Raw genomic sequence first — 26,214 nt, forward strand, 5'->3', positions numbered from 1 at the left:
GGCCTGGCTTCAGTCCGGATAGTCGACCTTCACCAGATAGAGCCCGTCCGGCGGGGCGACCGGGCCGCAGGCGGTGCGGTCCCTGGCCTCCAGCGCCGCCTTGAGGTCGGCAGCGGCCCACTTGCCCTCGCCGACCAGCTTCAGCGAGCCGACCATCGAGCGCACCTGGTTGTGCAGGAAGGACCGCGCCGAGCAGTCGACGACGATGCGTTCGCCGTCACGGGCGACGGCGAGCCGGTCGAGCGTCTTCACCGGCGAGGCCGACTGGCACTCGGTGGAGCGGAAGGTGGTGAAGTCGTGATGGCCGACGAGCGCCTGCCCGGCCTCGTGCATGGCGGCGGCGTCGAGCGGTTTCATCACCTGCCAGGCGCGGCCGGCGTCCAGCGCCAGCGGCGCGCGCCGATTGACGATCACATAGCGATAATACCGCTTCACCGCCGAGAAGCGGGCATCGAAATCGTTGTGGACCTGCTCGGCCCTCAGGATCGCCACCGGCTCGGGCCGCAGGTGGGCGTTGATCGCGTCGCGCACCGTGTCGGCCGGCCATTCGCGGACCAGATGGATATGGGCGACCTGGCCGAGCGCATGGACGCCGGTATCGGTGCGCCCCGCCCCGTTGACCGACGCCGGCTCGCCGCAGAACGCCGCGACGGCCTCCTCGATCGCCTGCTGCACCGCGCGCCCGTTGGTCTGGCGCTGCCAGCCGACATAGGGGGCGCCGTCATACTCGATCAGAAGGCGATAGCGGGGCATCGGGGCCGGCGCTCAGAACGGCGTGCGCGAGCGGATGGCGGCGGCCAGGGTGCCGTCGTCGAGATAGTCGAGCTCGCCGCCGACGGGTACGCCGTGGGCGAGCCGGGTCACGGTGACGTCGAGGCCATGCAGCATGTCGGTGACGTAGTGCGCCGTGGTCTGGCCCTCGACGGTGGCGTTGACGGCGAGGATCACCTCCGTCACGGCCGGGTCCTTGGCGCGGGCGACGAGCTCGGCGATGTGCAGATCGTCAGGGCCGATGCCGTCGAGCGGCGACAGGGTGCCGCCGAGGACATGGTAGCGCCCGCGCGTCGCCTGGGCGCGCTCCAGCGCCCACAGGTCGCTCACATGCTCGACGACGCAGATGATCGCGGGATCGCGGCGCGGATCGGCGCAGATCGCGCACGGGTCGGCGGTGTCGACGTTGCCGCAGGTCGCGCACACGGTGATGCGCTCGGCGGCGGTGTGCAGCGCGTCGGCGAGCGGCACCAGAAGCTGCTCCCGCTTCTGGATCAGGTGCAGCACCGCGCGGCGCGCCGAGCGCGGGCCAAGGCCCGGCAGACGCGCGAGAAGCTGGATCAGACGGTCAAGCTCGGGACTGGTCGCGGAGGTGGTCATGCACGTTTTGTTCCGTTTCGCCGCACCCTATCCCGCCGCGCCGCCAACGTCCATTCGACCATGACCGCCGCTCAGACGCCGGCGACCATGTCGGCGACGACGCGCACCAGCAGCGCGATGTCCTGCTCGCGCGACAGACGGTGGTCGCCGTCGTGGACGACGGTCAGCGTGACGTCGTCATGAGCGAGCCGCGACACCAGCTCCAGCGACAGGCCGAGCGGCACGTCGGGATCGTCGCGGCCGTGCACGATGTGGACCGGGCAGCCGACCTGCAGCGTGGCGCGGTCCATGATCAGGTAGTTGCGGCCGTCCTCGATGAGCTTGCGGGTGATCGGGTTGCCGGCCGGATCGTACTGCGAGGGCTCGACCCAGACGCCCTTGTCCATGATCTCGGCACGCACGTTACCGGGGAACTCCTCCCACATCAGCCGCTCGGTCATGTCGACCGCCGGGGCCAGCAGCACCAGACCGGCGACCGGATTGCCGGCGGCATGGCGGCCGAGCGCGGTCAGCAGCGCCAGGTATCCGCCCATGCTGGAGCCGACGAGAACCGGCAGCGCGTCCGTGCAGGTCTCGATGACGGTCGAGGACTCGGCGAGCCAGCGGCTGATCGATCCGTCGAGGAAATCGCCGCCCGAAACCCCGTGGCCGGAATAGTCGAAGCGGACGACGCCCTGCCCGGCGTCCGCGCCCCAACGGTCCAGCGCCTCGGCCTTGGTGCCGGCCATGTCGGAGCGGTAGCCGCCGAGCCAGACGATGTCGGGCGCCGTGCCGTCGCGGCGCAATACGGCGATGCTGCGCGCTTCCTCGCCCTCGCCAATCTCGATGTCGGTGCGTTCGGCCTCTGACACGCTCTGGTCTCCTTCAGGTCGGTGGGCTAGGTAATGGCATGGACGAGCGCCCAGAAAAACCCCGGACGGATCCCGGGACGAATGCCCCGACAACGGGCCTGCCGGACCTGTCCGGCATCACGGTGCTGCAGATCGTGCCGTCGCTGGACGCCGGCGGGGCCGAGCGCACCGCCGTCGACGTCGCCGCGGCGCTCGTGCAGGCCGGCGCGCGCGCCCTCGTCGCGACGACCGGCGGGCGCCTGGTGAGAGAGCTCGACGCGGCCGGCGGCATCTGGGTGCCGTTTCCCGCCGCGACCAAGAACCCGATCGAGATCCTGTGGAACGCGGAGCGGCTCAGACGGCTGTCGATCCGCGAAAACGTGTCGCTGATCCACGCCCGCAGCCGGGCGCCGGCCTGGAGTGGCCTTCTGGCGGCGCGGCGCCTGGGCGTGCCGTTCGTGACCACCTATCACGGCGCCTACAAGAAGGGCGGTTCGCTCAAGAACTGGTACAATTCGGTGATGGCGCGCGGCGACGCCGTCATCGCCAATTCCCGCTTCACGGCAGACCTCATCGAGAGCCGGCACCGGCAGGCACGCGGCAAGGTCACGGTGATCTATCGCGGCACGGATCTGACCAAGTTCGATCCCGAGACGATCGCGGCGGATCGCATCGCCGGGCTGCGCGAGGCCTGGGGCGTGCCGGAGGGCAGGCGCATCGTGCTGCTGGCCGCCCGGCTGACGGAATGGAAGGGCCAGGCGGTGCTGATCGACGCCGCCGCCCGGCTGGCCGGCGAGGGCCTCGACGACGTCGACTTCGTGCTCGCCGGCGACCCGCAGGGGCGCACCGACTACGTCGCCGACCTTGAGAAGCGGATCGCCGGAGCCGGCCTTCGCGACCGGGTGCACATCGTCGGCCATTGCTCCGACATGCCCGCCGCCGACCGCGCCGCCGATGTCGTCGCCCTGCCCTCGACCGAGCCGGAAGCATTCGGGCGCAGCGCCGCCGAGGCCCAGGCCGTCGGCACGCCCGTGGTCGTCAGCAACCTCGGCGCGGTGCCGGAAACGGTGCTCGCGCCGCCGGACGTCGACGCGGCCAGGCGCACCGGCTGGCGGGTGCCGGCGGGGGACGCGGTCGCCCTGGCCGCGGCGATTCGCGAGGCGCTTTCGCTGTCGCCAGAGGCGCGCGCGGCGATATCTGAGCGGGCGCGTGCCCATGTCCGCGGCGCCTTCAGCCTGGACGCCATGACCTCGGCAACGCTCGATACCTATGCCCGACTGCTGGGCCGTTGAGCCATTTTCCCTGAAATTCGGTACTTCCAAGACGTTTTCGTTTAGACAGAAGATTGACTTGCCGGCGCTTCTTTCCAATCCTATAAGCGCCGAACTTCGCAGGGAGTGCCTGACGAAGGCGTTTGTGCTGCCAGACTTGGATTTCCGGCAGCGACGTCGGGCACCGACCACAGCATAAGGAGACTGCACAATCGCACGCCGTCCAATGAAAGCGCAGCCGGTCCAGAAGGAAGGACCGCGCGTCAATCGGGAGATCGATTCCCCGCAAGTCCAGCTCATTACCGATACGGGCGACAACAAGGGCGTCGTTTCAATCGGCGAAGCATTGGCGCTCGCCGAAGAAGCGGGCCTCGACCTCGTCGAGATCTCGCCGCACAACAAGCCGCCGGTCTGCAAGATCCTGGACTACGGAAAATACAAGTACCAGGCCCAGAAGAAGGCCGCAGAAGCGCGCAAGAAGCAGAAGACCATCGAGATCAAGGAGATCAAGATGCGTCCGAACATCGACACCCACGACTACGAGGTGAAGATCAAGGCGGCGCGACGCTTCTTCGAGGAAGGCGACAAGGTCAAGGTGACGTTGCGCTTCCGTGGCCGCGAGATGGCGCATCAGGATCTCGGCATGAAGCTGCTCCTGCGCGTGCGCGACGAACTGGGCGAGATCGCCAAGGTCGAATACGAGCCGCGGCTCGAAGGCCGGCAGATGATTATGGTGCTGGCACCGCGTTGAACCGTCGCAGGCGCCCGCCCCCTTTCCGCCACGTTTCTTCGGCTTTCCTCGCCGCATGACAAATGACCAGACAACAGCAGCGGTAACGCCCAGCGCCTGGCTGCAGGACGTGCAGCGGCGGCGCAAATGGACGCTGCTTGTCCTTCTGGTCGCCGCGATCGGCGGCCTCCTGGTCACCGAGTCGACCTGGCCGTCGGGCAGTTTCGCCCACGAAGCGATCGAATATTTCGGGATCGGCCTCCTGCTTCTGTGCGTGCTCGGGCGCGCCTGGTGCACGATTTATATCGGCGGCCGCAAGAAGGCCGAGCTGGTCCGGGAAGGCCCCTACTCGGTCTCGCGCAATCCGCTCTACGTCTTCTCCTTCATCGGCGCCGCCGGCGTCGGCGCGGCGGCCGGCAGCGTCGTGACCACGCTGCTTGCCGCGCTCGCCTGCTACGCGGTGTTCGCCGTCGTGGTCGGCAAGGAGGAGCAGTTCCTGGCGGACCGGTTCGGCGCCACCTATGACGCCTATCGGGCCCGGGTTCCCCGGTTCTGGCCGCGCTTCTCGGCGTGGAAGGACGTCGAGACGGTGGAGACCAACCCGCGCCTGGTCCTCACCTCGTTCGGCGACGGCCTGTTCTTCTTCCTGGCGATCCCGCTGGTGGAAAGCATCGAGTTCCTGCACGAGTCCGGCTATCTGCCGGTCCTGTTCCACCTTCCCTGATTGCAGCTTGTCTATTCCTCGTCGTCCGGATAGCCGCCATCGGGCGGCACCGGGCGGGTGAAGACGAACAGCGCCACGAACACCATCACGCCGGCCTGGACCAGCAACACGTTGCACGGGGCGCCGAAGGCGGCCGCGCCGACGATCGCGCCCAGCATGGCAAGGCCGGCCAGCATCTTGGCCTTGCGGGATATCGCGCCGTGTTCGCGCCATTCGCGGATCGGCACGCCGAGGCGGGGATGGGCGACGAGCCAGTCGTGCCAGGCCTGCGAGCCCCTGGAGAAACAGAAGGCGGCCAGCAGCAGGAACGGGGTGGTCGGCAGCAGCGGCAAAGCGATGCCGAGGATGCCGAGCAGCAGCGCGGTCGCCCCGGCGACCCGCCAGGCCAGCCGGTTGACGCTCCCCACCGCCACCTGAACCTTGTTGCGCACAGCCTCTCGTCCCGTTTCGGCTTCGATCATATAGGGCGGTCGCCGGCGGCTGCGATAGCGCCTTCGGTGACGCATGGCCGTGCGGAGGGCGACGGTCGAATGCCCGTTGCCAGCGTCAGGGAAATCGGTTACGCCGTCGCATAGTTACGTTATAACGTAACAATACGCCGAAAATCGCTCCCCCACAGCACTCAGCAAGGGTTCAGGATACATGCATACAACACTTACCAAATATGCCGGCGCACTGGCGATCGGCACCATGCTGCTCTTTTCGGCACAGGCTCAGGCGGAGGACAGCAAGTCCGCCACGGAAACCTCGTCGCACGATCATGCGCACGATCATGCGAGCGAGGCCGAAAAAGAGATCTACAAGGGCTATTTCGAGGACGACCAGATCAAGCCGCGCACGCTCGCGGACTGGCAGGGCGACTGGCAGTCGGTCTATCCGCACCTACAGGACGGCACCCTGGATCCGGTCATGGCCCACAAGGCGGAGCATGGCTCCATGAGCGCCCAGGAATACCGCGACTACTACGACATCGGGTACAAGACGGATGTGGACCGCATCGTCATCGATGGCGACGACTTCACGTTCTACAAGGACGGTGCAGCCGTCAAAGGCACCTATGCCACCGACGGATACGAGATCCTGACCTACAAAAAGGGCAATCGGGGCGTGCGCTTCATCTTCAAGAAGACCGGCGGCGACGAGGCGGCGCCGGCGTTCGTCCAGTTCAGCGATCACCGCATCGCGCCGGCCGAGGCCGATCACTACCACCTATACTGGGGCGACGATCGCGCCGCCCTGCTCGAGGAAGTGACCAACTGGCCGACCTACTATCCCTCCTCGATGAATGGCGACCAGATCGTCGACGCGATGATGGCTCACTGACGGCCATCTTACCGTTCGGCAGCGTACCCGCCGGACCTCGCAGGCCGCATCGCTCGGGCTTCCGGGCGGTGCGGTCCGTCATCGCACTCCTCGGCGCCACCCCGGGAGGCGAGGAGGCCGCCGGCGGCGCCGGCATTGCGTTTTTCCCGCGCGGGGGCTATATACCGCCCCGCAATCCGGATCGCCCGGCTAAATGGGCATGCCGTGGCGATCCCGAAAGCTCAACCGGACGCGGTCGAAATCCACCGGGCGATCTAGCGCACGGCGGGTTTTTTCGCGTTCTTTCTAGTTGTGAAGGAGACGAGCGAAATGCCCAAGATGAAAACCAAGAGCGGCGCCAAGAAGCGTTTCAAGGTGACCGCGTCTGGCAAGATCAAGGTCGGGGCCGCTGGTAAGCAGCACGGCATGATCAAGCGGACGACCAAATTCATTCGCAATGCACGCGGCACCATGGTGCTGGCCGAGTCCGATGCGGGCATCGTGCGCCAGTACATGCCGTACGCACGCAAGAAGCGGCGCGCCAAGCCCGCTTCGACCAAGACGGAGGGCTGATCCATGTCACGTGTGAAACGCGGCGTTACGGCTCACGCCCGCCATCGCAAGGTCATCAAGAAGGCGAAGGGCTATTACGGCCGTCGCAAGAACACCATCCGCGTCGCGATGCAGGCGGTCGAAAAGGCCGGCCAGTACGCCTATCGCGACCGCAAGGCGAAGAAGCGGACCTTCCGGGCGCTGTGGATCCAGCGGATCAACGCGGCGGCGCGCGAGAACGGTCTGACCTACGGTCGATTTATCGATGGCCTCGGAAAGGCCGGGGTCGAAGTCGACCGGAAGGTGCTCGCCGATCTCGCCGTGCACGAGCCGGCCGCCTTCAAGGCACTGGTCGAGCAGGCACGCGCCGCGCTCGGCTGAGGCCGCCGACGACCCACCTCGGACCTTTCCGGGGCCGGCCGCCCGCATATCCCCAGCGAAGGGACGACAGTGCGGGCGGCGCCGGGTCCGGGAGGCGAAAGCCTTTTCCTCGAGAGACGTCTCTCTTGAAAGTTCGTCTCGGACCCGTTTTCTCGCCAATGCCGACGAAAGACGGGAGATGACGTTATGGCCGAACTCGATCGGCTGGAATCCGACATTCAGAGCCAGATCACAGCCGCCGCCGATGAGGCGGCGCTGGAGACCGTGCGCGTGGCCGCGCTCGGCAAGAAGGGCTCGATCAGCGACCTATTGAAAACCCTCGGCTCGATGAGCCCGGACGAGCGCCGCACCATGGGGCCGGCGATCAACGGGCTCAAGGACCGGGTCAACGCCGCGATCCAGACGCGCCGCGCCGCGCTGCAGGAGGCCGCGCTGGAGCAGCGGCTGGCGACCGAGAAGGTCGACGTGACCCTGCCGGTGCGCGAGAGCGCGCTCGAAACCGGGCGTATCCATCCGGTCAGCCAGGTGATGGACGAGCTCACCGCGATCTTCGCCGACATGGGCTTCTCGATCGCGGAAGGCCCGCATATCGAGGACGACTTCCACAACTTCACCGCGCTGAACATGCCCGCCGACCATCCGGCCCGCGAGGAAATGGACACGTTCTATTTCCCGGAAGCCGAGAACGGGTCGCGGATGCTGCTGCGCACCCATACCAGCCCGGTGCAGATCCGCACGATGCTGAACACCGAGCCGCCGATCCGTATCATCGCGCCGGGCCGGGTGTTCCGCTGCGACTACGACCAGACCCACACGCCGATGTTCCACCAGGTCGAGGGCCTGGTCATCGACGAAGAAGCCCATCTGGGCCACCTGAAATGGGTGCTGCAGGAGTTCTGCAAGGCGTTCTTCGAGGTCGACGACGTGAAGATGCGCTTCCGCGCCTCGCACTTCCCGTTCACGGAGCCGTCGATGGAGGTCGACATCAACTGCTCGCGCGTCGGCAACGAGCTCAGGATCGGCGAAGGCGACGACTGGCTGGAGATCCTCGGCTGCGGCGTCGTGCACCCGAACGTGCTGAGGGCCTGCAACCTCGATCCCAAGCGCTACCAGGGCTTCGCCTGGGGCATGGGGATCGACCGCATCGCCATGCTGAAATACGGCATGCCGGACCTGCGCGCCTTCTTCTCCGCCGACCTGCGGTGGCTGAATCACTACGGCTTCGCGCCGCTTGACGTGCCGAGCCTGGCGGGAGGGCTGTCGCGATGAAATTCACCCTGTCCTGGCTCAAGGATCACCTGGAGACCGACGAGTCGCTCAAGACGATCGTCGACAAGCTCAGCCTGATCGGGCTCGAGGTCGAGGGCGTGCACAATCCGGCCGAGGAGCTGGCGGCGTTCAAGGTCGCCCACGTGATTTCCGCCGAGCAGCATCCCAACGCCGACAAGCTGAGGGTCTGCAAGGTCGACACCGGCGACGGCACGGTGCAGGTCGTGTGCGGCGCGCCGAACGCGCGCACCGGCATGAAGGGCGTGTTCGCCCCCTCCGGCACCCACATCCCGGGAACCGGGCTCGACCTGAAGCCGACCAAGATCCGCGGCGTCGAATCGAACGGCATGCTCGTCTCCGAGCGCGAAATGGGCCTCTCCGACGAGCATGCGGGCATCATCGAGGTCGCCGAGGACACGCCGATCGGCACGCCGCTGGCCGACGTGCTGGGCCTCGACGATCCGGTCATCGAGGTGGCGGTGACGCCGAACCGGCCGGATGCGCTGGGCATCGCCGGCATCGCCCGCGATCTGGCCGCCGCCGATCTCGGCAAGGTCGTCACCCCGGAGGTCGAGCGGATCGCCGGCGAAGGCCCCTGCCCGGTCTCGGTGACCCTCGACTTTCCGGACGACGAGGCGCATCTGTGCCCGGCCTTCGCGCTGCGGCTGGTGCGCGGGGTCAGGAACGGGCCGTCCCCGGCCTGGCTGCGGCAGCGGCTGGAGGCGATCGGGCTCAGGCCGATCAACGCGCTGGTCGATATCACCAACTACATCACCTACGACCGCAACCGGCCGCTGCATGTGTTCGACGCCAACAAGGTGAAGGGCAACCTCACGGTCCGCCATGCCAGGGCCGGCGAGGAGCTGCTGGCGCTTGACGGCAAGACCTACACGTTCGCGCCTGGCCAGGTGGTCATCTCCGACGACAACGGCGTCGAATCCATCGGCGGCATCATGGGCGGCGAGGCGTCGGGCTGCGACGAGACCACGACCGACGTGCTGATCGAGTCGGCCCTGTGGGACACGTCGACCACGGCCCGCACCGGCCGCACGCTCGGCGTCCAGTCGGACGCGCGCTACCGCTTCGAGCGCGGCGTCGATCCGGCGTTCTGCGTGCCCGGCCTCGACATGGCGACGCGGATGGTGCTCGACCTGTGCGGCGGCACCGCCAGCGAAATGGTGCTGGCCGGCGCGGTGCCCGAGCCGGTCAACATCATCGCCTTCGACCCGAAGGAGGTGAAGCGGCTGACGGGCCTGGCGCTGTCGTCCGTGGAGATGCGCTCGATCCTGACGCGGCTCGGCTTCTGGGTCGCCGGCGAGGGCGAGGAGCTGCGCGTCGCGGTGCCGACATGGCGGCCGGACGTCCACGAGGCGGCCGATCTCGTCGAGGAGATCACCCGCATCGTCGGCGTCGACCGCGTGGAGACCGTGCCGCTGTCGCGCGGCAGCGCCGTTCCCAAGCCGGTCCTGACGATCCGCCAGAACCGCTGCATCATGGCGCGGCGCACGCTGGCGGCGCGCGGCATGGTCGAGGCGGTGACCTGGTCGTTCATCCCGAAACCGCACGCCGAGGCGTTCGGCGGCGGCCAGCCGGAGATCGCGCTGTCCAATCCGATCTCCTCGGAAATGAGCGACATGCGGCCGAGCCTGCTGCCCGGCCTGATCACGGCGGCGCAGAAGAACGCCGACCGCGGCTTCTCCGACCTGGCCCTGTTCGAGATCGGCGCGACCTATCACGGCGACCGGCCGGAGCATCAGCAGGAGATCGTCGCCGGCGTCCGGCGCGGCACCGCCAAAGCCGGCGGCGCGGGCCGGCACTGGTCCGGCGCGGCCGAGCCCGTCGACGTGTTCGACGCCAAGGCCGACGCGATGGCCGCGCTCGCCGCGCTCGGGGCGCCGGTCGCCACGGCGCAGGTGCAGCCCGGCGGCGGCGACTGGTATCACCCGGGCCGCTCCGGACTGATCACGCTCGGGCCGAAGACCGTGCTCGCCCGCTTCGGCGAGCTGCATCCGCGCACGCTGTCGGCGCTCGACGCGGACGGGCCGATGGTCGCCTTCGAGATCCTGCTCGACGCGATCCCCGTGCCCAAGGCGAAGCCGACCAAGGCGCGCCCGGCGCTCGACGCCTCCGACCTGATGCCGGTGCGGCGCGACTTCGCCTTCGTGGTCGACAGCGACGTCAAGGCCGGCGCCATCGTCCGGGCCGCGCGCGGCGCCGACAAGGCGCTGATCACCGGGGTCTCGGTGTTCGACGTCTTCACCGGGGCGAGCCTCGGCGAGGGCCGCAAGTCGGTCGCCATCGAGGTGACGCTGCAGCCGCGCGACAAGACTCTGACCGACGAGGAAATCGATTCGGTCGGCAAGGCGATCGTCGCCGCCGTGGAGAAGGCGACCGGCGCGACCCTGCGCTAGGCGAACGGCCAGCCTCGACATCGCAGACCCGGATAAAACCCGGCGCTCCGCCACCGCGGGCGCCGGGTTTTCCACAGGCGGCGTTGTCGAGCGCCCAATTGTTCTAGTTTTGTTTCTTATTTGAACCTTTTTTGTTCTTGCCGATTCGGAAATCCACAGGCGCGGCGCGCGAATCCGCCGCCTCCGAACTCCTAACGAAAGGTGAAGCCCTGTCGGTCGTCGCGCGTTTTATCGCGGCGCCGAAACCGGCGTCGCGATGACGCTGCCGGGCACGACATCCGCCTCCCCGCCCGTCGACCGCGTGCCGCCGCACAGGGGCGCGCATCCCAGGTCGCAAACCGGGCCACATACCGGGCCAAACGCCCGATTCACGCGCCATTGGTTAGCGCGCGTTAACACCGTCCCGATACGGACCCGTTTTGTTCCCGATCCGTCTCATACGATTCGCGGACTTAACCAAAAATGCGTCGAATCCGGCAATATTGACATGTTAACGAAAGGTGAAGCGCGGAAAACGCGCTTAATACCAGACGCCCATCGTGTGAAAGCGCGGCCCGTGGACGATCGGCACCGACGCGATCGGGCGCCGGGGCCGGTGGTCGGGGGCGACGACATAGGGCCTGGCGCCAGGGCGCAGCGACAGAAGCCGGGCGATGCGGTCTTCCGTGCGCGGATGCGACCTGAGCAGGGAGGGATCGGGGATCCGCTGGCCCGGCAGCATCATCTCCCACATGCGGCCCTGCCGGCGCTCGAGCGTCGCCAGCGCGGCGGCCAGCCCTTCGGGATCACCGGTCAGGCCCACGGCGTCGAGATCGGCGTCGTATTCGCGCGCCCGCGACAGGGCGAGCTGCAGGATCGCGCCGATGGTGGGCGCGGCGAGCAGCAGCGCGATGCCGAGCCAGGGAACGGGCGCGCCATTGGCCAGGAAGAACGGCAGATTGACGAACAGGAGCAGGACGCCGACGGTCGACATCGCGCCGGTCAGGCGGCTGACGGTATCGGCGATCGCCATCACGCGGATGTCGCCGTTGCGGATATGGCTGACCTCGTGGGCGAGCACGCCGGCGAACTGGCGCAGGGTCAGGCCGCGCACCAGCCCGTCGGTGACGCAGATCGCCGATTGCGCGGCATTGCCGACGGCGAAGGCATTCATCATCCGGCTCGGCACGTAGTAGAGCCGCGGCATCGTCGGCAGGTCGGCGCGCAGCGCAAGCTCTTCGAGCAGACGGAAGCCTTCGGGAAATTCCTCGGGCCTGAGCGGGCGGGCGCGATAGAGCCTGAGCACCATCCAGGGCGCGGCCCGCAGCGAGACGGCCAAGACCACCGCGCCGCCCGCCACGGCGGCGATGATGCCGTCGACGCCGGCGAAGATCCAGGCGCACAGCACGAGAAGCCCGAGGCTGCCGCCGACGAGCAGCCAGGTCTGAACCTGGTTGCGCAGCTTGTGGCGCCAGCGCTCGGCATGGTCGAGTGGGGCAAGCGTCATGGCCCCTATATGGGAGCGGAGCGGGCGCGAGGCAAAGCCCGAACGACTTGCCGGGATACCCCGCCCTATTTTATAACGGCTACGAAACGAAGCTCCGTATTGCGTAACCGATGTCCTTCGACCTGCGCCCCGCACAGGCTCTCGAGCTCTGGCACGACGTGGCACTCGCCCTCGTTCATGCCGGCGAGGATGACCTGTCGCCCCGCCAGATGGCGATCCTGCTGACGATCTACCTGGAGACGCCGCCGCACACGGTGCGCGGGCTCGCCGCCAAGCTCGGCGTCACCAAGCCGGTCATCACCCGGGCGCTCGACACGATGGGCGCGAAGGGCCTCGTCAACCGGCGCCGCGACGAGACCGACCGGCGCAACGTGATCATCCAGCGCACCGTCGACGGCGCGCTCTATCTCGAGCGGCTCGGCGACCTGATCGCGGCCAAGGCGGCGGGGATCCACCGATGAACGACTTGCACCCGCGGCTCACCGCCGCGCGCCCCGACCTCGCCGACGCGCGACTTCGCGGCAAGGTGGAGGCCGCGCGCTTCGTCGCGGGAACGCCGAAGCAGGTGGTCGCCGGCGCGGCGCCGCTGCGCCGCGATCCGCGCGGCGACGCCGCTCTCGACACCGAACTGCTGCACGGCGAGACGGTCCTGGTCTTCGAGGAGACCGCCGAAGGCTGGGCCTGGGTGAAGCTCGACAGCGACGGCTATGTCGGCTGGTGCCCGAGCGAGGCGCTGGGAGACGTCGGCGCGGCGCCGACGCACCGGGTGCGGACGCTGCGCACCTTCGTCTACCCGGGACCGAGCATCAAACTGGCGCCGTCGATGCTCGTGTCGATGAACGCCCGCGTCGCGGTCACCGCCGCCGACGAGCATTTCGCGCGAACCGACGCCGGCTTCATCTATGCCCGCCATCTGGCCCCGCTCGATGTCGCCGAACCCGACTGGGTCGGCGTCGCCGAAGGCTTTCTCGGGACGCCCTATCTGTGGGGCGGCCGCACCTCGATCGGGCTCGACTGCTCGGCGCTGGTGCAGATGGCGATGACCGCCGCCGGCCTGCCCTGCCCGCGCGACACAGACATGCAGGAAGCGATCGTCGGCACGGATCTGGGCGTCAATGATCTGACCGGACTCCAGCGCGGCGACCTCCTGTTCTGGAAGGGGCATGTCGCGATTGCCCGCGGCGACGGCACCATGATCCACGCCAACGGCCATCACATGGATACGGTCGTCGAGCCGATCGACGGCGCGGTCGATCGCATCGCCCGGGCGGGGCTCGCGGTGACGTCGGTACGGCGGCCATGACCGGCCCGTCGCCGCGGCTGCGCCGGGCGCGGCTGGCGGATGTCGGCGCCATCGTCGCCCTGCTCGCCGACGACGATCTGGGCCGGGCGCGCGAGGATCTCTCCACGCCGCTGTCGCCGGCCTACACGGATGCCTTCCAGGCGATCGATTCGGACCCGAACCAGGTTCTCGCGGTCGCCGAGGTCGACGGTCAGGTGGTCGGCTGCCTGCAGCTCACCTTCCAGCCCGGCCTTTCGCGCAAGGGCATGTGGTGCGGGCTGATCGAGGGGGTGCGGGTCGCCCGTACGCGGCGGGGCGGCGGCCTCGGCCGCCAGATGATGGCCTGGGCGATCGAGGAATGCCGGAAGCGCGATTGCGGAATGGTGCAGCTCACCTCCGACACGTCGCGGAAGGACGCGCACCGCTTCTACGAAAGCCTCGGGTTCGCGGCGAGCCATGTCGGCATGAAGATGGCGCTGGACTAGCGGCGCGATCTCCGCATTCTTGGCGTCTGTAAAAGGAGCTTCAGCGATGGGCGACATGTCAATCCGGGAGCGCTGGCGCGCCGAGAAGACGGCGGCCTACCTGTCGCGCGCCGTGGCGGAGACGGAACCCGATCCGGCAAAGCAGGCCCTGTTCCGCTCGATGGCGGAGGCGGCCGAACGCCAGGCCGCGATCCTGGCAGCCGAAGCCGGGGGCGAGGCGACCTACCATCCGCCGCTGCGGGCGCGCGTCGTCGCCGGGGTCGCGCGGCTGGTCGGCCCCCGCGCCGCACGGCCGATACTGGCCGCCTCGAAGGTCCGGGGCATTTCCGTCTACGCCGGCCCGGCGACGGAGGCCGGGCACGCCATGCCGACCTCCGTCGAGCAGATCGGCGGGCGGCACAAAGGCGCGGGCGGCGGCGCACTGCGCGCCGCGGTGTTCGGCGTCAACGACGGGCTCGTTTCGAATACCAGCCTCGTCATGGGCGTCGCGGGTGCGGCGCTGGAGCCCGGCGCGATCGTTCTGACTGGCGTTGCCGGCCTGCTCGCCGGGGCGTTCTCGATGGCCGCCGGCGAATACATCTCGATGCGCTCGCAGCGCGAGATGTTCGAATACCAGATCGCCCAGGAACGCGACGAGCTGGAGCGCTATCCGGACGAGGAAGCCGAGGAGCTCGCCCTGATCTACAACGCGCGCGGCATACCGATGGAGGAGGCGCGCGCGCTCGGGCGGCGCCTCGTGGCCGACCCGGAGGTCGCGCTCGACACCCTGGCCCGCGAGGAGCTCGGGCTCAATCCGGACGACCTGGGGTCGCCCTGGGGCGCGGCGCTGTGGTCGTTTCTCGCCTTCGCGGCGGGCGCGATCCTGCCGCTCCTGCCCTTCTTCGCGGGCTTCGGCACGGAAGCGATCCCCATGGCCGCGGGACTCGCGGCCGTCGCGCTGTTCGGCGTCGGTGCCGCGTTGAGCCTGTTTTCCGGGCGCGGCGCGCTGGCCGGCGGCCTGCGCATGGTGACGATCGGCGCGCTGGCCGGCGCGGCCACCTATGCGATCGGCACGCTATTCGGGGTCGCGGCGGGCTGAGTTTTCGGGCAGCCTCGATAGAGCCCGGTCGAACACGGGCCAGTCAGGCACGGGCGGGTCACGCCGGCCCGGCGTTGCCGTATCGGGGAGATGCACCATGGACAAGGAACGGATTCGGTCGTTCGCAGACAAGGTCTACGACGACATGGCCGGCACCATGGCCGTGGCCATGGCCTATGTCGGGGTCAAGCACGGGCTGTTCCGCGGGATGGCCGGGCGCGGGGCGATGTCCCAAGCCGATGTCGTCGCGGCGTCCGGCCTGCAGCCGCGCTATGTCGAGGAATGGCTGAAGGGCATGGTGACGGCCGGCTATCTCGACTACGACGCCGCGGCGGAGACCTACGCGCTTGCCGACGAACACGCCTATCTGCTGGCGTCGGAAGGCACCGACCACTTCATGGGCGGCCTGTTCTACATGGCGACGTCGCTGATGGGCGTCGCGCCGAAGGTGGCCGAGGCGTTCCGGGCCGGCGGCGGGGTCGCCTTCTCCGAGTTCGGCGACGAGTGCATCCACGCGCTCGACATGCTGAACCAGGGCAGCTACGAGCAGCGCTTCACCGACTACTGGCTTCCGGCCATGCCCGATGTCGTCGCGCGCCTGCAAGACGGCGGCCGCGCGCTCGACTTCGGCTGCGGCGTCGGGCGGGCGAGCCTGGCGATCGCCAGGGCGTTTCCGGATGCCCATGTCGTCGGCCTCGACATCGACGCGGAGTCGATCTCAAAGGCGCGCGCGAAGGCGGAGGACGCCGGGCTCGCGGACCGGGTCGCGTTCGTCGCCCAGGATGTCGGCACCTACCGCCCCGAGGAGCGGTTCGACCTGATCACGGCCTGCGACTGCGTCCACGATCTCGCCGATCCCCGCGGCACGCTCGAGGCGATCCGCGCACTTCTGAAACCAGACGGGACGCTGTTCGTCGCCGAGCCCAAGGCGGCCGACCGTCTGGAAGACAACATCACCCCGCTCGGCACCGTGTTCTACGGCTTCTCGATCTTCCACTGCATGACGCAGTCGCTCGCCAATGGCGGGCCGGGGCTCGGCACCTGCATGGGGCCGAAGAAGACCGAGGCGCTGCTGCGGGCGGCGGGCTTCAGCCGCTTCGAGCCGCTCGATATCCGCAGCGCGACGAACCTGTTCTACGCCGCGCGGCCGTAGGCGGGCTCAGTAGCCCAGCGAGCGATCGACCACGTTCTCGAGCGGGCGTCCGGCCTCGAAGTTCTCGATCTGCCGCAGGATATAGGTGCACAGATAGTCCGGGTCGCTTTCGGCGGCGACATGCGGCGTCACCGTCACCTTCGGATGGGTCCAGAACGGGCTTTCCGGCGGCAGCGGCTCTTCGACGAAGACGTCCAGCGTCGCCCCCGACAGATTGCCCTCGGCAAGGGCGCGCAGGATATCGGCCTCGACCTGCAACCCGCCGCGCCCGGCATTGATCAGCACCGCGCCGCCCATGTGATTGTCGGTGCGCAGGCCGCCGAGCAGATCGAAGTCGATCATCGCCTGCGTGTCGGGCGTCAGCGGCAGCAGCACGACGAGAATGTCGGTGCGGGCGAGGAACGGGCGCAGGCCGTCCTCGCCGTGGAAACAGGTCACGCCCGCGATGTCCTTGGGCGTCCGGCTCCAGCCGGCGACGTCGAAGCCGAGCCCGATCAGCTTCTCCGCCGCGTCCCGGCCGAGGACGCCGAGCCCCATGATGCCGACGCCGACCGCGTCGGCCGCCGGCTGGGGGACGCGTCCCCACAGCTTGTCGCGCTGATGGGCGTCGTGGACCCGCTGCCGGCGATGATGCATCAGCACCTGCAGCACCACCCATTCGGTCATGCGGCCGGTGAGGCTCGGGTCGACGATGCGGACCAGCGGCACGTCGGGCAGCTCGGGATCGTGCATCATCGCGTCGACGCCGGCGCCGAGCGAGAACATCACCTCGAGATCGGGCAGCTTCGCCAGCAGCCCCTGCGGCGGCTTCCAGCACACCGCGTAGCGCACGCCCCTGTAGTCGGTCGCATCCGGCCACAGGCGGATCTCGCGGTCGGGCGCGTTCCGCTTGAACCGGGCGACCCAGCCGGCACTGTCCCAGTCCTGTACGGCAAGAAGGATCGACATCGTCTGCGTAGCCTCGTCTGCGGTGCAAGAGCGCGCCGCCCGATCGCCCTCCCCCGGTCCAGACCGAAGCAGGAGAATCGGCGGCGCCGGTTATCCGATGGGACTCCTGACCGATCGATCCGCGTCAATCAACCCGCGGCTGCCTATCGCGCGGCCTATTGCGCGACCACGCCCTCCGGCGCCGCCTCGATGTCGAAGGCGGCGGCCATCAGCGCCCGGGTGTAATCAGTCTCGGGGTGCTCGAATATCTTCTTGGCCGGGCCGTGCTCGACCACCTTGCCGGCGCGCAGGACGATAACGTCGTTGGCGAGCGCGCGGACCACCTTGAGGTCGTGGCTGATGAACATGTAGGCGAGGCCGTGGCGCTTCTGAAGATCGCGCAGCAGGTCGACGATCTGCGCCTGCACGCTCATGTCGAGGGCGCTTGTCGGCTCGTCCAGCATGACGAACTTCGGCTCCAGCACCATGGCGCGGGCGACCGCGATGCGCTGCCGCTGGCCGCCGGAGAATTCGTGCGGATAGCGGTCCATGGTGGCCGGGTCGATGCCGACCTCGGCGAGCGCCTCGGCGACACGGCGGCGGCGGTCCTCGTAGGAAAGGCCGGGCTCGTGCACCTTCAGCCCCTCGCCGACGATCTCGGCGATCGACATGCGCGGGCTCAGCGAGCCGTAGGGATCCTGGAACACGATCTGCATGCGATCACGCAGGCCGCGCATCTCGCCGAAGGAGAAGCGGTCGATCTCGTTACCGAGGCAGACGATCCGGCCTTCGCTCGAGATCATGCGAAGCAGCGCGAGCCCCAGCGTCGTCTTGCCAGACCCGGATTCGCCGACGACGCCCAGGGTCTGGCCCTCGCGCACCGTCACGTCGACGCCGTCGACCGCCTTGATGTGGCCGACGGTCTTGCGGAACAGGCCGCGCTTGATCGGGAACCACACCTTGATGTTGTCGCCCTTCATCACGACCGGAGCGGAGGGATCGGCCTGCGGCGGCTCGCCCTTCGGCTCGGCGGCCAGCAGGTGCCGGGTATAGTCGTGCTGCGGGTTGTCGTAGACGTCCCCGGTCACGCCCTGCTCGACGATCTGGCCCTGGGTCATGACGCAGACCCGGTCGGCGACCTTGCGCACGATGCCGAGGTCGTGGGTGATCAGCAGGATCGCCATGCCGTGCTTGTCCTGAAGCTCCTTGAGCAGCTTCAGGATCTGCGCCTGCACGGTGACATCGAGCGCCGTCGTCGGCTCGTCGGCGATCAGGAGGTCGGGATCGTTGGCGAGCGCCATGGCGATCATCACGCGCTGGCGCTGCCCGCCGGAAAGCTGATGGGGATAGCTGCCGAGCCGCGTCTCCGGCTCGCGGATGCCGACCTGGGTCAGAAGCTCGATCACGCGCTTGCGGGCGGCGGTATCCGACATACCCCGATGGATCTTCAGTATCTCGCCGATCTGCCGCTCGACCGTGTGCAGCGGATTGAGCGAGGACATCGGCTCCTGGAACACCATGGTGATGTCGTTGCCGCGGACGCGGCGCAGGTCGCGCTCGTCCTCGTCCATCAGGTTCTCGCCCTTGAACCAGATCTCGCCGGAGGGGTGCTCGGCGGGCGGATAGGGCAGGAGCTTCAGGATCGACAGCGCGGTGACCGACTTGCCGGAGCCGGACTCGCCGACGAGCGCGACGGTCTCGCCCCTTGCGATGTCAAACGAGACGCCCCGCACCGCATGCGTCACCCTGCCGGCCTGGCGGAAGTCGACGGCGAGACCTTTGACGGAGAGGAGAGGTTCGTCGGTGCTCATCGCGAGACCTGTTCGATCAACATTTCGATTGTTGGAACGTCCGGGCGGAGGACCTCAATTTTACGCGGCCCAATCCTGTGCCCGTCCCATTCATAGTCCAGTCGGTAGTCATCGGAGATTCGTTGATCCGCCGTTAGAATATGGCTGCATCGAGCGCCGATCGCGGTCGAAACATGAATTGCATCAGGCAGCTTCAAACCTAGATACGTTGCGCGCAACACTCCGGCATGCCAAAGATTCGAGTACTCGACCGGGACGACCTCCAGGTATGAGTTTGTCTGAGTCCAGTTCCGGTAAAGGCGCAGCATCCTGTCATCGTGCGATCTGAATGGCGCCACGACCAGCTCGGCGACCGTCAATTCGCTCGTTACGCGAAACGGACTTTGCCCTGCCGTTCCCGATATAAGGAGTTCGGTGAGCTTCTGACTTAACTCGTCCGCTCCCTCGAACAGGCGAATAAAGATATTGGTGTCGAGATAAAGGCGCTCCACCTCGACCATCAATCATCCCACTCATCACGCAGCTCCCGAATGCGAGCAACGGCTTCCTCTGTCGATACGCCTTTGGCATGCCGCCGAGCTTCGAGAAGCATCGCCTCCAACTGCTCGTGTGTCAGCGGCTCGCGTTCTTCCTCGATGGTGACCGTGACCTGGACGTTCTCCCCCGTCTCGAGGCCCTCCCGCAGATCCTCCGGCAGTTTCGAGGCGGGATAGTGCTTCTTCACGATCCTGTTCATCGCACGCCCTCCTTCGCCGCCGATCGTACCACGCCCCTCACCGGAACGTCTTTCTGGGATCGAAGGCGTCGCGCACCGCCTCGCCGACGAAGATCAGAAGGCTCAGCATGATGGCGATGACGAAGAAGCCGGTGAGGCCGAGCCAGGGCGCCTGCAGGTTCGACTTGCCCTGCGCCAGCAGCTCGCCGAGCGACGGCGAGCCCGGCGGCAGGCCGAAACCGAGGAAGTCGAGCGAGGTCAGCGTCGTGATCGAGCCGTTGAGAATGAACGGCATGAAGGTCAGCGTCGCCACCATGGCGTTGGGCAGCAGATGCCGCCACATGATCGTGGCGTTGCCCACGCCAAGCGCCCGGGCGGCGGCGATGTACTCGAAGTTGCGCCCGCGCAGGAATTCCGCGCGCACCACCCCGACCAGCGCCACCCAGGAGAACAGCAGGAGGATGCCGAGCAGGATCCAGAAGTTCGGCTCGATCACCGCGGCGATGATGATCAGCAGGTAGAGCGAGGGGATCGACGTCCAGATCTCCAGGAACCGCTGGAAGATCAGGTCGGTCCAGCCGCCGAAATAGCCCTGCACCGCACCGGCGGCGACGCCGACCACCGAGGACACGATGGTCAACACCAGGCCGAACAGCACCGAGATGCGGAACCCGTAGATCAGGCGGGCGACGACGTCGCGCGCCTGGTCGTCGGTGCCGAGCCAGTGCCAGTTGCCGATGGTGCAGTTGGGATCGTTCACCCCGTCGGGATAGCCCTGGCAGCGCTGCTCCAGATCCATCAGCCAGAACGGCGGCGCCGGCGCGGGAACCGGGATCTCGTTGTCGACGGTGCGGTAGCTGTAGCGGACCGGCGGCCACAGGATCCAGCCGCCCGACTCATGGATCAGTTCCTGCACGAAGGGATCGCGATAGTCGGCCTCGGTCTCGAAGTCGCCGCCGAACGCCGTCTCCGGATAGAAGGAGAAGATCGGCATGTAACTGGCGCCGTCGTAGCGGACGAGGATCGGCTTGTCGTTGGCGATGAACTCGGCGAACAGGCTCAGGACGAACAGGACCATGAAGGCCCAGAACGACCAGCAGCCGCGCCGGTGCGACTTGAAGTTCCGCCAGCGCCGCTCGTTGATCGGCGACAGGGTGAAGCGGCCGCGCTTCGGCGGCGCGGCGTCGGCCGTTGCGGCCTGCTGGTCGCGCGGCAGCGATTCCGGATTGACGAAGGCTTCCATGCTAGAGCCCTTCATGACCAAATCGAGCCATTCTGACGTGGCGATTTCGGGTCAAGGCCAAGCTGGCGACCGAAGGCCGTATCCGGATACGGTCGAGGACGACGGCGCCGGCATTGGCCCGAAAGCGCCCGTCCCCCCTGTCCAATATATTGGGGGTTCGCGAGCGGCGCGCGCCCGACGCCGAGCTCTCCTTGGCCGATACCCCGCATCGCCCTTCGTCGATCTCGACGCCGGATCGCCTCGCCGTTCGCAAACAGAATTGTCTCGATTTGGTCATGAAGGGCTCTAAACCTCCCGCGACTCGAAGTCGATGCGCGGATCGACCCAGGTGTAGGTGAGGTCGGAGACGAGGTTCACGATGAGCCCCATCAGCGAGAAGATGTAGAGCGTGGCGAAGACGACCGGATAGTCGCGGTTGACGATCGATTCAAACGATAGCAGGCCGAGCCCGTCGAGGGAGAAGATCGTCTCGATCAGGAGCGAGCCGGCGAAGAAAGCCGAGATGAAGGCCCCCGGGAACCCGGCGATGATGATCAGCATGGCGTTGCGGAAGACGTGGCCGTAGAGCACCTGGCGCTCGGTCAGGCCCTTCATCCGCGCCGTCATCACATATTGCTTGCGGATCTCGTCGAGGAACGAGTTCTTGGTCAGAAGCGTCGTCGTGGCGAAGGCGCCGAGCGCCATCGAGATGATCGGCAGCGTCAGGTGCCAGAAGTAGTCGGTGATCTTCTGGTACCAGGGCAGGCTGTCCCAATTGTCGGAGACGAGGCCGCGCAGCGGGAACCAGTCGAGGAAGCTGCCGCCGGCGAACAGCACGATCAGCAGCACGGCGAACAGGAAGCCGGGGATCGCGTAGCCGACGATGACGATCGCCGACGTCCAGGTGTCGAACCGGGTGCCGTCGCGCACCGCCTTGGCGATGCCAAGCGGGATCGAGATCATGTAGGAGATGAACATCATCCAGATGCCGAGCGAGATCGACACGGGCATCTTCTCGACGATCAGGTCGACGACGGATATGTCGCGGAAATAGCTCTCGCCGAAATCGAAGCGAATGTAGTTCCACAGCATCTGCAGGAAGCGTTCGTGCGCCGGCTTGTCGAAGCCGTATTGGCGCTCGAGCTCCTGGATGAATTCCGGATCGAGCCCCTGCGCGCCCCGGTATTTCGACTGGATCGGTTCGGAGGCGCCGGACGCGCCCGAGCCGGCGCCACCCACCTCGCCGCCGGCGCCGCCGCCGATGCGCGCGGTCGCCGAAACCTCGGTGCCCTGAAGCTGGGCGATCACCCGCTCGATCGGACCACCGGGGGCGAACTGCACGATCACGAAGGACACGAACATGATCCCGAGCAGCGTCGGGATCATCAGCAGCACGCGGCGGAGGATATAGGCACCCATCGCTTACACCCCCTTGCCGAGCTTCGCGGCCCTGTCGGCGTTCAGCCACCAGGTCTCGACGACGCCGCGGGCATAGCGCGGCTTCTCCTCCGGCCGGTCGTAGACGTCCCAGTAGGCCAGGTTGTGGACCGCCTTGTACCAGTGCGGCACCCAGTAGCGGCCGGCGCGCAGGAGGCGGTCCAGCGCGCGGGCGGCCGTCACCTGCTCGTCCCGGGTCTCGGCGTTGATGACGATGTCGGTCAGGGCGTCGATCGCCGGATCGGCGATTCCCGAGAGATTGTTGGAACCCGGCACCGTTGCCGACGGGCTCGTCCAGAACTGCTTGATCCCCTCGCCCGGCGTCGGCGACATGGAGTAGCGCCGGGTGATCAGGTCGTAGTCGAAATCGTTCAACCGGCTCTGGTACTGGGAGGCGTCGACGATGCGGAAGCTGGCCTCGATGCCGAGCACCTTCAGGTTGCGGATATAGGGCTGGACGACGCGCTCGAACGAGCCGTCGTTGTCGAGGAATTCGATCGTCAGCGTCTCGCCGGCCGCGTTCTTAAGGGCGCCGCCGTCGATCGACCAGCCGGCCTCCTTCAAAAGCCTCGTCGCGTGCCGCAGCAGCTTGCGGTCCTGACCGGAACCGTCGGACACCGGCGGGGTAAACGGCGCGCCGAACACCTCGTCCGGCACCTTGCCGCGCCAGGGCTCCAGCAGCGCCAGCTCGGCCTCGCTCGGCGGCCCCTCGGCCATCATGTCGGAATTCTGGAAGTAGGAATGGCTGCGCCGGTACAGGTCGTAGAACAGCGTGCGGTTGGTCCATTCGAAATCGAAGGCGTAGATCAGCGCTTCGCGCACGCGCGGGTCGGCGAACTTCTGCCGCCGCGTGTTCAGGAACCACCCCTGCGCGCCCGACGGCGTGTCGTCGGCGATCGTCGCCAGCGTGACCCGGCCGTCGTCGACGGCGGGGAAATCGTAGCCGGTGGCCCAGACCCGTGACGTGAATTCCTCGCGGAAGAAATAGCGGCCCGCCTTGAACGCCTCGAAGGCGACGTCGCGGTCGCGGTAGAACTCGTAGCGCAGCGTGTCGAAATTGTACTGGCCGCGAACGACGGGCAGGTCCCTGGCCCAATAGTCCGCGACCCGGTCGTAGTCGATGTAGCGGCCGGCGTCGAACTTGCCGACCCGGTAGGGACCGGAGGCGAGCGGCGGCTGCATCGTCGTCTGGTCGAACGGCTGCGTCTGGTAGTAGGCCCTGGAGATGATCGGCAGCGTGGCGACGGTCTGGGCGAGATCGCGCGCCTGCTTGCCGGTGAAGGTCACCGCGACCTCGTGGTCGCCAACGGCCCTGGCGCCGACCATCTCGCGGATCGTCTGCGAGATCAGCGGATGGCCCTGCTGCTTGAGGGTGTTGAGCGAGAACTCGACGTCGGCGGCGGTCAGCGCCGTGCCGTCGTGCCAGCGCGCCTCGGGCCGCAGGAAGAAGCGGTAGGTGTTGCGGTCGGCGGAGATCTCGACGCCCTCGGCGACGAGACCGTAGACCGCGTCCGGCTCGTCGAAGGCGCGCACCATCAGCGTGTCGAAGATGATGTGCAGCCCGACCGGCGCGTCGCCCTTGAGGATCAGGGTGTTGAGCGTGTTGAAGGTCTGCGGGTTCTGGTTGAAGGCCCAGGACGACGGCACCATCGCCAGCACCCCGCCCTTCGGCGCGTCGGGGACGACATAGTCGAACTGCGCGAACCCGGCGGGATATTTCAGGTTGCCGAAGACCGACAGGCCGTGCAGCCGCTCCGAGGCGACGGCCTGCGCCGTCGCCGGCCGGCCGCCAAGTCCCGCCACGCCGCCCAGCGCCGCGGCGCCGGCCAGCAGATCGCGTCGGGTGAGACCGCGGGCCGCCATCGCCGGCTCACGAGCCCTGCTTCACGCCGGCCGCCTTCTCGGCGTCCCACCACCACAGCGACGGCGACACGCCGTAGTCAGGCTGGATCTCGGGCAGGCCAAAGCGGTTCCAGCGCGCGGTGCGGATGACGGGGGTGTGGAACTCGGGCACCAGATAGTGGTTCCACAGCAGCACCCGGTCGAGCGCCTTCGAGGCGGCGACCAGCGTCTCGCGGTCCTTGGCGAAGATGATCTCGTCGACCAGCGCGTCGACTGCCGGGTTCTTGATGCCGATCACGTTGCGGCTGGCCGGCGCGTCGGCGGCGGCCGAGCCCCAGAAGTCGCGCTGCTCGTTGCCGGGCGACAGCGACTGGGCGAACATCGACGTGGTCATGTCGAAGTCGAAATTGTCCATGCGGTTGCGATACTGCGAGGTATCGACGGTGCGGATCGTGGCCTTGATGCCGAGCCGCTCGAGATTCTGGATGTAGGGCGAGAGCACGCGCTCGGAATCGGGCTGGTCGTTGAGGAACTCGACCGTGAACGGTTCCCCGGTCTCCACGTTGACCAGGGCGCCGTTTTTGACCTCCCAGCCGGCTTCCTTGAGCAGCCCGGCGGCCTCGCGCAGATTCTTGCGCACCTGGCGTGTATCGCCGCCGACCGGGTTCTCGTAGACCTTGGTGAAGACCTCGGGCGGCACCTGATCGCGCACCGTCTCGAGGATCTCCAGCTCCCTGCCCTCAGGCAGGCCCGTGGCGGCCAGCTCGGAGTTCTGGAAGAAGCTCGCGGTGCGCTGATACTGGTCGTAGAAGATGTTGGCGTTGAGCCATTCGAAGTCGAAGGCGTAGTTGAACGCCTGGCGCACCCGCGGGTCCTGGAACTTCGTCCGGCGCAGGTTGAACACGAAGGCCTGCATCGGCTCGGCGTTCTTGGTCTCGAACTCCTCGAGCACGACGTCGCCGCGCTTCATCGCCGGGAAATCGTAGCCGGTGGCCCAGCGCTTGGCGCTGTTTTCGACGCGGAAGTCGAACTGGTCGGCCTTGAACGCCTCCAGCGCGATCGTCATGTCGCGGAAATACTCGTAGCGCATCTCGTCGAAATTGTTCTGGCCGACATTCACGGCCAGGTCGGCGCCCCAGTAGTCGGGCACGCGCGCGTAGCTGATCGACCGGCCCGGCTTCACCTCCTTGATGCGATAGGGGCCGGAGCCGAGCGGCGGCTCCAGCGTGGAGGCGGCGAAATCGCGCTTGTTGCCCTTGGCGTCGGTGCCTTCCCAGTAGTGCTTCGGCAGCACGTAGAGCTGGCCGGTGATCTGCGGCAGCTCGCGATTGCCGGTCTGGTCGAAGGTGAAGGTCACCTCGTTGTCGCCGGTCTTCTCGGCGGAGACGATGTTGCGATAATAGGCGTTGTAGAAGGGATGGGTCTTCTTCAGCGCATCGAGGCTCCAGATCACGTCCTCGACGGTGATCGGCTCGCCGTCGTGCCAGCGCGCCTCCGGCCGAAGCCTGAAGGTGACGGAGGAATAGTCGGGCGGATAGGACATGGCCTCGGCGATCAGGCCGTACTCGCTGCTGGGCTCGTCCATCGAGTTCGTCATCAGCGAGTCGTATATCAGCGCCGACCCGGCCGCGGGCGTGCCCTTGATGTTGAAGGGGTTGAGCGTGTCGAAGGTGCCGGTCGCCGACTGACGAAAGGTTCCGCCCTTGGGCGCATCCGGGTTGACGTAGTCGAAATGGGCGAAATCGGCGGGATACTTGACGTCCCCGAACAGCGACGAGCCGTGCTTCCATTCGCCGTCCTGGGCCTGGACGCCCGCGGCGAAAGGCGTTGCAAACATGGCCAGCGCGGCCGCCATGGCGATCCGTCGGATCGGACTCGGCATCGCTCTCGTTCCCCTCTTGTCTTCGACGCTTGCCCCTAATCTAAACCGTTTCG

General features: G+C 67.5%; 26 protein-coding genes. 13 read left to right on the top strand and 13 right to left on the bottom strand.

Annotated features, from left to right (window positions below; genetic code table 11):
• Positions 1-9: 9 nt before the first annotated feature.
• The 3 genes from truA to MUB46_RS03055 all read right to left on the bottom strand — a co-directional run bounded on the left by truA (position 10) and on the right by MUB46_RS03055 (position 2,222).
• Positions 10-753: a tRNA pseudouridine(38-40) synthase TruA gene (gene truA / locus MUB46_RS03045; RefSeq protein ID WP_261614378.1), complete on the bottom strand. Its 744-nt coding sequence runs from the start codon at positions 751-753 to the stop codon at positions 10-12.
• A gap of 12 nt (positions 754-765) precedes the next feature.
• Positions 766-1,371, bottom strand: a complete 606-nt coding sequence (gene recR, locus MUB46_RS03050) for a recombination mediator RecR (protein WP_261614379.1) — start codon at positions 1,369-1,371, stop codon at positions 766-768.
• A 71-nt stretch (positions 1,372-1,442) separates the two neighbouring features.
• On the bottom strand, positions 1,443-2,222 hold the full coding sequence (locus MUB46_RS03055; RefSeq protein WP_261614380.1) for an alpha/beta hydrolase: 780 nt from the start codon (positions 2,220-2,222) through the stop codon (positions 1,443-1,445).
• 38 nt (positions 2,223-2,260) lie between these two features.
• On the opposite strand from MUB46_RS03055, the gene MUB46_RS03060 reads away from it, so the two are divergent.
• From MUB46_RS03060 to MUB46_RS03070, 3 genes are all read left to right on the top strand, one after another.
• Entirely contained in the window at positions 2,261-3,493 is a 1,233-nt protein-coding gene (locus MUB46_RS03060; protein WP_261614381.1) for a glycosyltransferase family 4 protein, read from the top strand.
• Positions 3,494-3,698: 205 nt separating this feature from the next.
• Complete coding sequence (gene infC, locus MUB46_RS03065) at positions 3,699-4,223, top strand: translation initiation factor IF-3 (RefSeq protein WP_261614382.1); 525 nt, start codon at positions 3,699-3,701, stop codon at positions 4,221-4,223.
• Between the two features lie 55 nt (positions 4,224-4,278).
• The gene (locus MUB46_RS03070; RefSeq protein WP_261614383.1) at positions 4,279-4,926 is read left to right on the top strand and encodes a methyltransferase family protein; all 648 of its coding nucleotides are present in this window, start codon (positions 4,279-4,281) and stop codon (positions 4,924-4,926) included.
• An 11-nt stretch (positions 4,927-4,937) separates the two neighbouring features.
• Here the strand turns inward: MUB46_RS03070 and MUB46_RS03075 are convergent, their stop codons facing one another.
• Entirely contained in the window at positions 4,938-5,387 is a 450-nt protein-coding gene (locus MUB46_RS03075) for a YbaN family protein (protein WP_261614384.1), read from the bottom strand.
• Between the two features lie 181 nt (positions 5,388-5,568).
• On the opposite strand from MUB46_RS03075, the gene MUB46_RS03080 reads away from it, so the two are divergent.
• The 5 genes from MUB46_RS03080 (at position 5,569) to pheT (ending at position 10,841) form a co-directional block, all read left to right on the top strand.
• Positions 5,569-6,249 carry a ZinT family metal-binding protein gene (locus MUB46_RS03080; RefSeq protein WP_261614385.1) on the top strand — a complete coding sequence of 227 codons (681 nt, stop codon included), beginning with the start codon at positions 5,569-5,571 and terminating at the stop codon, positions 6,247-6,249.
• A gap of 309 nt (positions 6,250-6,558) precedes the next feature.
• Positions 6,559-6,801 (top strand): 50S ribosomal protein L35, encoded by a 243-nt coding sequence (gene rpmI, locus MUB46_RS03085; RefSeq protein ID WP_261614386.1) that lies wholly within the window; start codon positions 6,559-6,561, stop codon positions 6,799-6,801.
• 3 nt (positions 6,802-6,804) lie between these two features.
• Positions 6,805-7,161 (top strand): 50S ribosomal protein L20, encoded by a 357-nt coding sequence (gene rplT / locus MUB46_RS03090; RefSeq protein WP_261614387.1) that lies wholly within the window; start codon positions 6,805-6,807, stop codon positions 7,159-7,161.
• A 186-nt stretch (positions 7,162-7,347) separates the two neighbouring features.
• The gene (gene pheS, locus MUB46_RS03095) at positions 7,348-8,430 is read left to right on the top strand and encodes a phenylalanine--tRNA ligase subunit alpha (RefSeq protein ID WP_261614388.1); all 1,083 of its coding nucleotides are present in this window, start codon (positions 7,348-7,350) and stop codon (positions 8,428-8,430) included.
• Entirely contained in the window at positions 8,427-10,841 is a 2,415-nt protein-coding gene (pheT, locus tag MUB46_RS03100) for a phenylalanine--tRNA ligase subunit beta (protein WP_261614389.1), read from the top strand. The genes pheS and pheT overlap by 4 nt, the downstream gene beginning before the upstream one ends.
• Positions 10,842-11,361: 520 nt before the next feature.
• Here the strand turns inward: pheT and MUB46_RS03105 are convergent.
• A complete protein-coding gene (locus MUB46_RS03105) occupies positions 11,362-12,327 on the bottom strand; it encodes a zinc metalloprotease HtpX (RefSeq protein WP_261614390.1) in 966 nt (321 codons plus the stop codon).
• A 110-nt stretch (positions 12,328-12,437) separates the two neighbouring features.
• On the opposite strand from MUB46_RS03105, the gene MUB46_RS03110 reads away from it, so the two are divergent.
• From MUB46_RS03110 to MUB46_RS03130, 5 genes are all read left to right on the top strand, one after another.
• Positions 12,438-12,788, top strand: coding sequence for a MarR family transcriptional regulator (locus MUB46_RS03110; RefSeq protein WP_261614391.1), 351 nt, complete (start codon positions 12,438-12,440; stop codon positions 12,786-12,788).
• Positions 12,785-13,630 carry a C40 family peptidase gene (locus MUB46_RS03115; protein WP_261614392.1) on the top strand — a complete coding sequence of 282 codons (846 nt, stop codon included), beginning with the start codon at positions 12,785-12,787 and terminating at the stop codon, positions 13,628-13,630. The genes MUB46_RS03110 and MUB46_RS03115 overlap by 4 nt, the downstream gene beginning before the upstream one ends.
• On the top strand, positions 13,627-14,094 hold the full coding sequence (locus MUB46_RS03120; protein WP_261614393.1) for a GNAT family N-acetyltransferase: 468 nt from the start codon (positions 13,627-13,629) through the stop codon (positions 14,092-14,094). Before MUB46_RS03115 ends, MUB46_RS03120 begins: the two co-directional genes overlap by 4 nt.
• 46 nt (positions 14,095-14,140) lie before the next feature.
• On the top strand, positions 14,141-15,172 hold the full coding sequence (locus MUB46_RS03125) for a VIT1/CCC1 transporter family protein (RefSeq protein WP_261614394.1): 1,032 nt from the start codon (positions 14,141-14,143) through the stop codon (positions 15,170-15,172).
• Between the two features lie 97 nt (positions 15,173-15,269).
• Positions 15,270-16,325 carry a class I SAM-dependent methyltransferase gene (locus MUB46_RS03130; RefSeq protein WP_261614395.1) on the top strand — a complete coding sequence of 352 codons (1,056 nt, stop codon included), beginning with the start codon at positions 15,270-15,272 and terminating at the stop codon, positions 16,323-16,325.
• A 6-nt stretch (positions 16,326-16,331) separates the two neighbouring features.
• On the opposite strand, the gene MUB46_RS03135 is transcribed toward MUB46_RS03130, so the two are convergent.
• The 8 genes from MUB46_RS03135 to MUB46_RS03170 form a co-directional block, all read right to left on the bottom strand.
• A complete protein-coding gene (locus tag MUB46_RS03135; RefSeq protein ID WP_261614396.1) occupies positions 16,332-17,273 on the bottom strand; it encodes a 2-hydroxyacid dehydrogenase in 942 nt (313 codons plus the stop codon).
• A gap of 155 nt (positions 17,274-17,428) precedes the next feature.
• Positions 17,429-19,063 (bottom strand): ABC transporter ATP-binding protein, encoded by a 1,635-nt coding sequence (locus tag MUB46_RS03140; RefSeq protein WP_261614397.1) that lies wholly within the window; start codon positions 19,061-19,063, stop codon positions 17,429-17,431.
• The gene (locus tag MUB46_RS03145; RefSeq protein ID WP_261614398.1) at positions 19,060-19,563 is read right to left on the bottom strand and encodes a type II toxin-antitoxin system VapC family toxin; all 504 of its coding nucleotides are present in this window, start codon (positions 19,561-19,563) and stop codon (positions 19,060-19,062) included. The genes MUB46_RS03140 and MUB46_RS03145 overlap by 4 nt, the downstream gene beginning before the upstream one ends.
• Positions 19,563-19,799 carry a hypothetical protein gene (locus tag MUB46_RS03150; protein WP_261614399.1) on the bottom strand — a complete coding sequence of 79 codons (237 nt, stop codon included), beginning with the start codon at positions 19,797-19,799 and terminating at the stop codon, positions 19,563-19,565. Before MUB46_RS03150 ends, MUB46_RS03145 begins: the two co-directional genes overlap by 1 nt.
• A gap of 37 nt (positions 19,800-19,836) precedes the next feature.
• Positions 19,837-21,021, bottom strand: a complete 1,185-nt coding sequence (locus MUB46_RS03155) for an ABC transporter permease (RefSeq protein WP_261614445.1) — start codon at positions 21,019-21,021, stop codon at positions 19,837-19,839.
• Positions 21,022-21,306: 285 nt separating this feature from the next.
• Positions 21,307-22,419, bottom strand: a complete 1,113-nt coding sequence (locus MUB46_RS03160; protein WP_261614400.1) for a microcin C ABC transporter permease YejB — start codon at positions 22,417-22,419, stop codon at positions 21,307-21,309.
• 3 nt (positions 22,420-22,422) lie between these two features.
• Positions 22,423-24,300, bottom strand: a complete 1,878-nt coding sequence (locus tag MUB46_RS03165; protein WP_261614401.1) for an extracellular solute-binding protein — start codon at positions 24,298-24,300, stop codon at positions 22,423-22,425.
• Positions 24,301-24,307: 7 nt separating this feature from the next.
• The gene (locus MUB46_RS03170) at positions 24,308-26,161 is read right to left on the bottom strand and encodes an extracellular solute-binding protein (RefSeq protein ID WP_261614402.1); all 1,854 of its coding nucleotides are present in this window, start codon (positions 26,159-26,161) and stop codon (positions 24,308-24,310) included.
• Positions 26,162-26,214 lie beyond the last annotated feature (53 nt).

The organism is Microbaculum marinisediminis (assembly GCF_025397915.1).
GTDB classification, from domain to species: Bacteria; Pseudomonadota; Alphaproteobacteria; order Rhizobiales; family Tepidamorphaceae; genus Microbaculum; species Microbaculum marinisediminis.

Excerpts from the sequence above, each read along its gene's own strand:
- MUB46_RS03150 (WP_261614399.1), bottom strand. The coding sequence starts at position 19,799 with ATGAACAGGATCGTGAAGAAGCACTATCCCGCCTCGAAACTGCCGGAG.
- MUB46_RS03140 (WP_261614397.1), bottom strand. The coding sequence starts at position 19,063 with ATGAGCACCGACGAACCTCTCCTCTCCGTCAAAGGTCTCGCCGTCGAC.
- MUB46_RS03170 (WP_261614402.1), bottom strand. The coding sequence starts at position 26,161 with ATGCCGAGTCCGATCCGACGGATCGCCATGGCGGCCGCGCTGGCCATG.
- MUB46_RS03110 (WP_261614391.1), top strand. The coding sequence starts at position 12,438 with ATGTCCTTCGACCTGCGCCCCGCACAGGCTCTCGAGCTCTGGCACGAC.
- MUB46_RS03080 (WP_261614385.1), top strand. The coding sequence starts at position 5,569 with ATGCATACAACACTTACCAAATATGCCGGCGCACTGGCGATCGGCACC.
- MUB46_RS03070 (WP_261614383.1), top strand. The coding sequence starts at position 4,279 with ATGACAAATGACCAGACAACAGCAGCGGTAACGCCCAGCGCCTGGCTG.
- MUB46_RS03115 (WP_261614392.1), top strand. The coding sequence starts at position 12,785 with ATGAACGACTTGCACCCGCGGCTCACCGCCGCGCGCCCCGACCTCGCC.
- MUB46_RS03060 (WP_261614381.1), top strand. The coding sequence starts at position 2,261 with ATGGACGAGCGCCCAGAAAAACCCCGGACGGATCCCGGGACGAATGCC.
- MUB46_RS03145 (WP_261614398.1), bottom strand. The coding sequence starts at position 19,563 with ATGGTCGAGGTGGAGCGCCTTTATCTCGACACCAATATCTTTATTCGC.
- MUB46_RS03120 (WP_261614393.1), top strand. The coding sequence starts at position 13,627 with ATGACCGGCCCGTCGCCGCGGCTGCGCCGGGCGCGGCTGGCGGATGTC.
- MUB46_RS03165 (WP_261614401.1), bottom strand. The coding sequence starts at position 24,300 with ATGGCGGCCCGCGGTCTCACCCGACGCGATCTGCTGGCCGGCGCCGCG.
- MUB46_RS03160 (WP_261614400.1), bottom strand. The coding sequence starts at position 22,419 with ATGGGTGCCTATATCCTCCGCCGCGTGCTGCTGATGATCCCGACGCTG.
- MUB46_RS03125 (WP_261614394.1), top strand. The coding sequence starts at position 14,141 with ATGGGCGACATGTCAATCCGGGAGCGCTGGCGCGCCGAGAAGACGGCG.
- MUB46_RS03155 (WP_261614445.1), bottom strand. The coding sequence starts at position 21,021 with ATGGAAGCCTTCGTCAATCCGGAATCGCTGCCGCGCGACCAGCAGGCC.
- MUB46_RS03075 (WP_261614384.1), bottom strand. The coding sequence starts at position 5,387 with ATGATCGAAGCCGAAACGGGACGAGAGGCTGTGCGCAACAAGGTTCAG.
- pheT (WP_261614389.1), top strand. The coding sequence starts at position 8,427 with ATGAAATTCACCCTGTCCTGGCTCAAGGATCACCTGGAGACCGACGAG.
- pheS (WP_261614388.1), top strand. The coding sequence starts at position 7,348 with ATGGCCGAACTCGATCGGCTGGAATCCGACATTCAGAGCCAGATCACA.
- recR (WP_261614379.1), bottom strand. The coding sequence starts at position 1,371 with ATGACCACCTCCGCGACCAGTCCCGAGCTTGACCGTCTGATCCAGCTT.
- infC (WP_261614382.1), top strand. The coding sequence starts at position 3,699 with ATGAAAGCGCAGCCGGTCCAGAAGGAAGGACCGCGCGTCAATCGGGAG.
- MUB46_RS03105 (WP_261614390.1), bottom strand. The coding sequence starts at position 12,327 with ATGACGCTTGCCCCACTCGACCATGCCGAGCGCTGGCGCCACAAGCTG.
- MUB46_RS03135 (WP_261614396.1), bottom strand. The coding sequence starts at position 17,273 with ATGTCGATCCTTCTTGCCGTACAGGACTGGGACAGTGCCGGCTGGGTC.
- MUB46_RS03130 (WP_261614395.1), top strand. The coding sequence starts at position 15,270 with ATGGACAAGGAACGGATTCGGTCGTTCGCAGACAAGGTCTACGACGAC.
- rplT (WP_261614387.1), top strand. The coding sequence starts at position 6,805 with ATGTCACGTGTGAAACGCGGCGTTACGGCTCACGCCCGCCATCGCAAG.
- truA (WP_261614378.1), bottom strand. The coding sequence starts at position 753 with ATGCCCCGCTATCGCCTTCTGATCGAGTATGACGGCGCCCCCTATGTC.
- rpmI (WP_261614386.1), top strand. The coding sequence starts at position 6,559 with ATGCCCAAGATGAAAACCAAGAGCGGCGCCAAGAAGCGTTTCAAGGTG.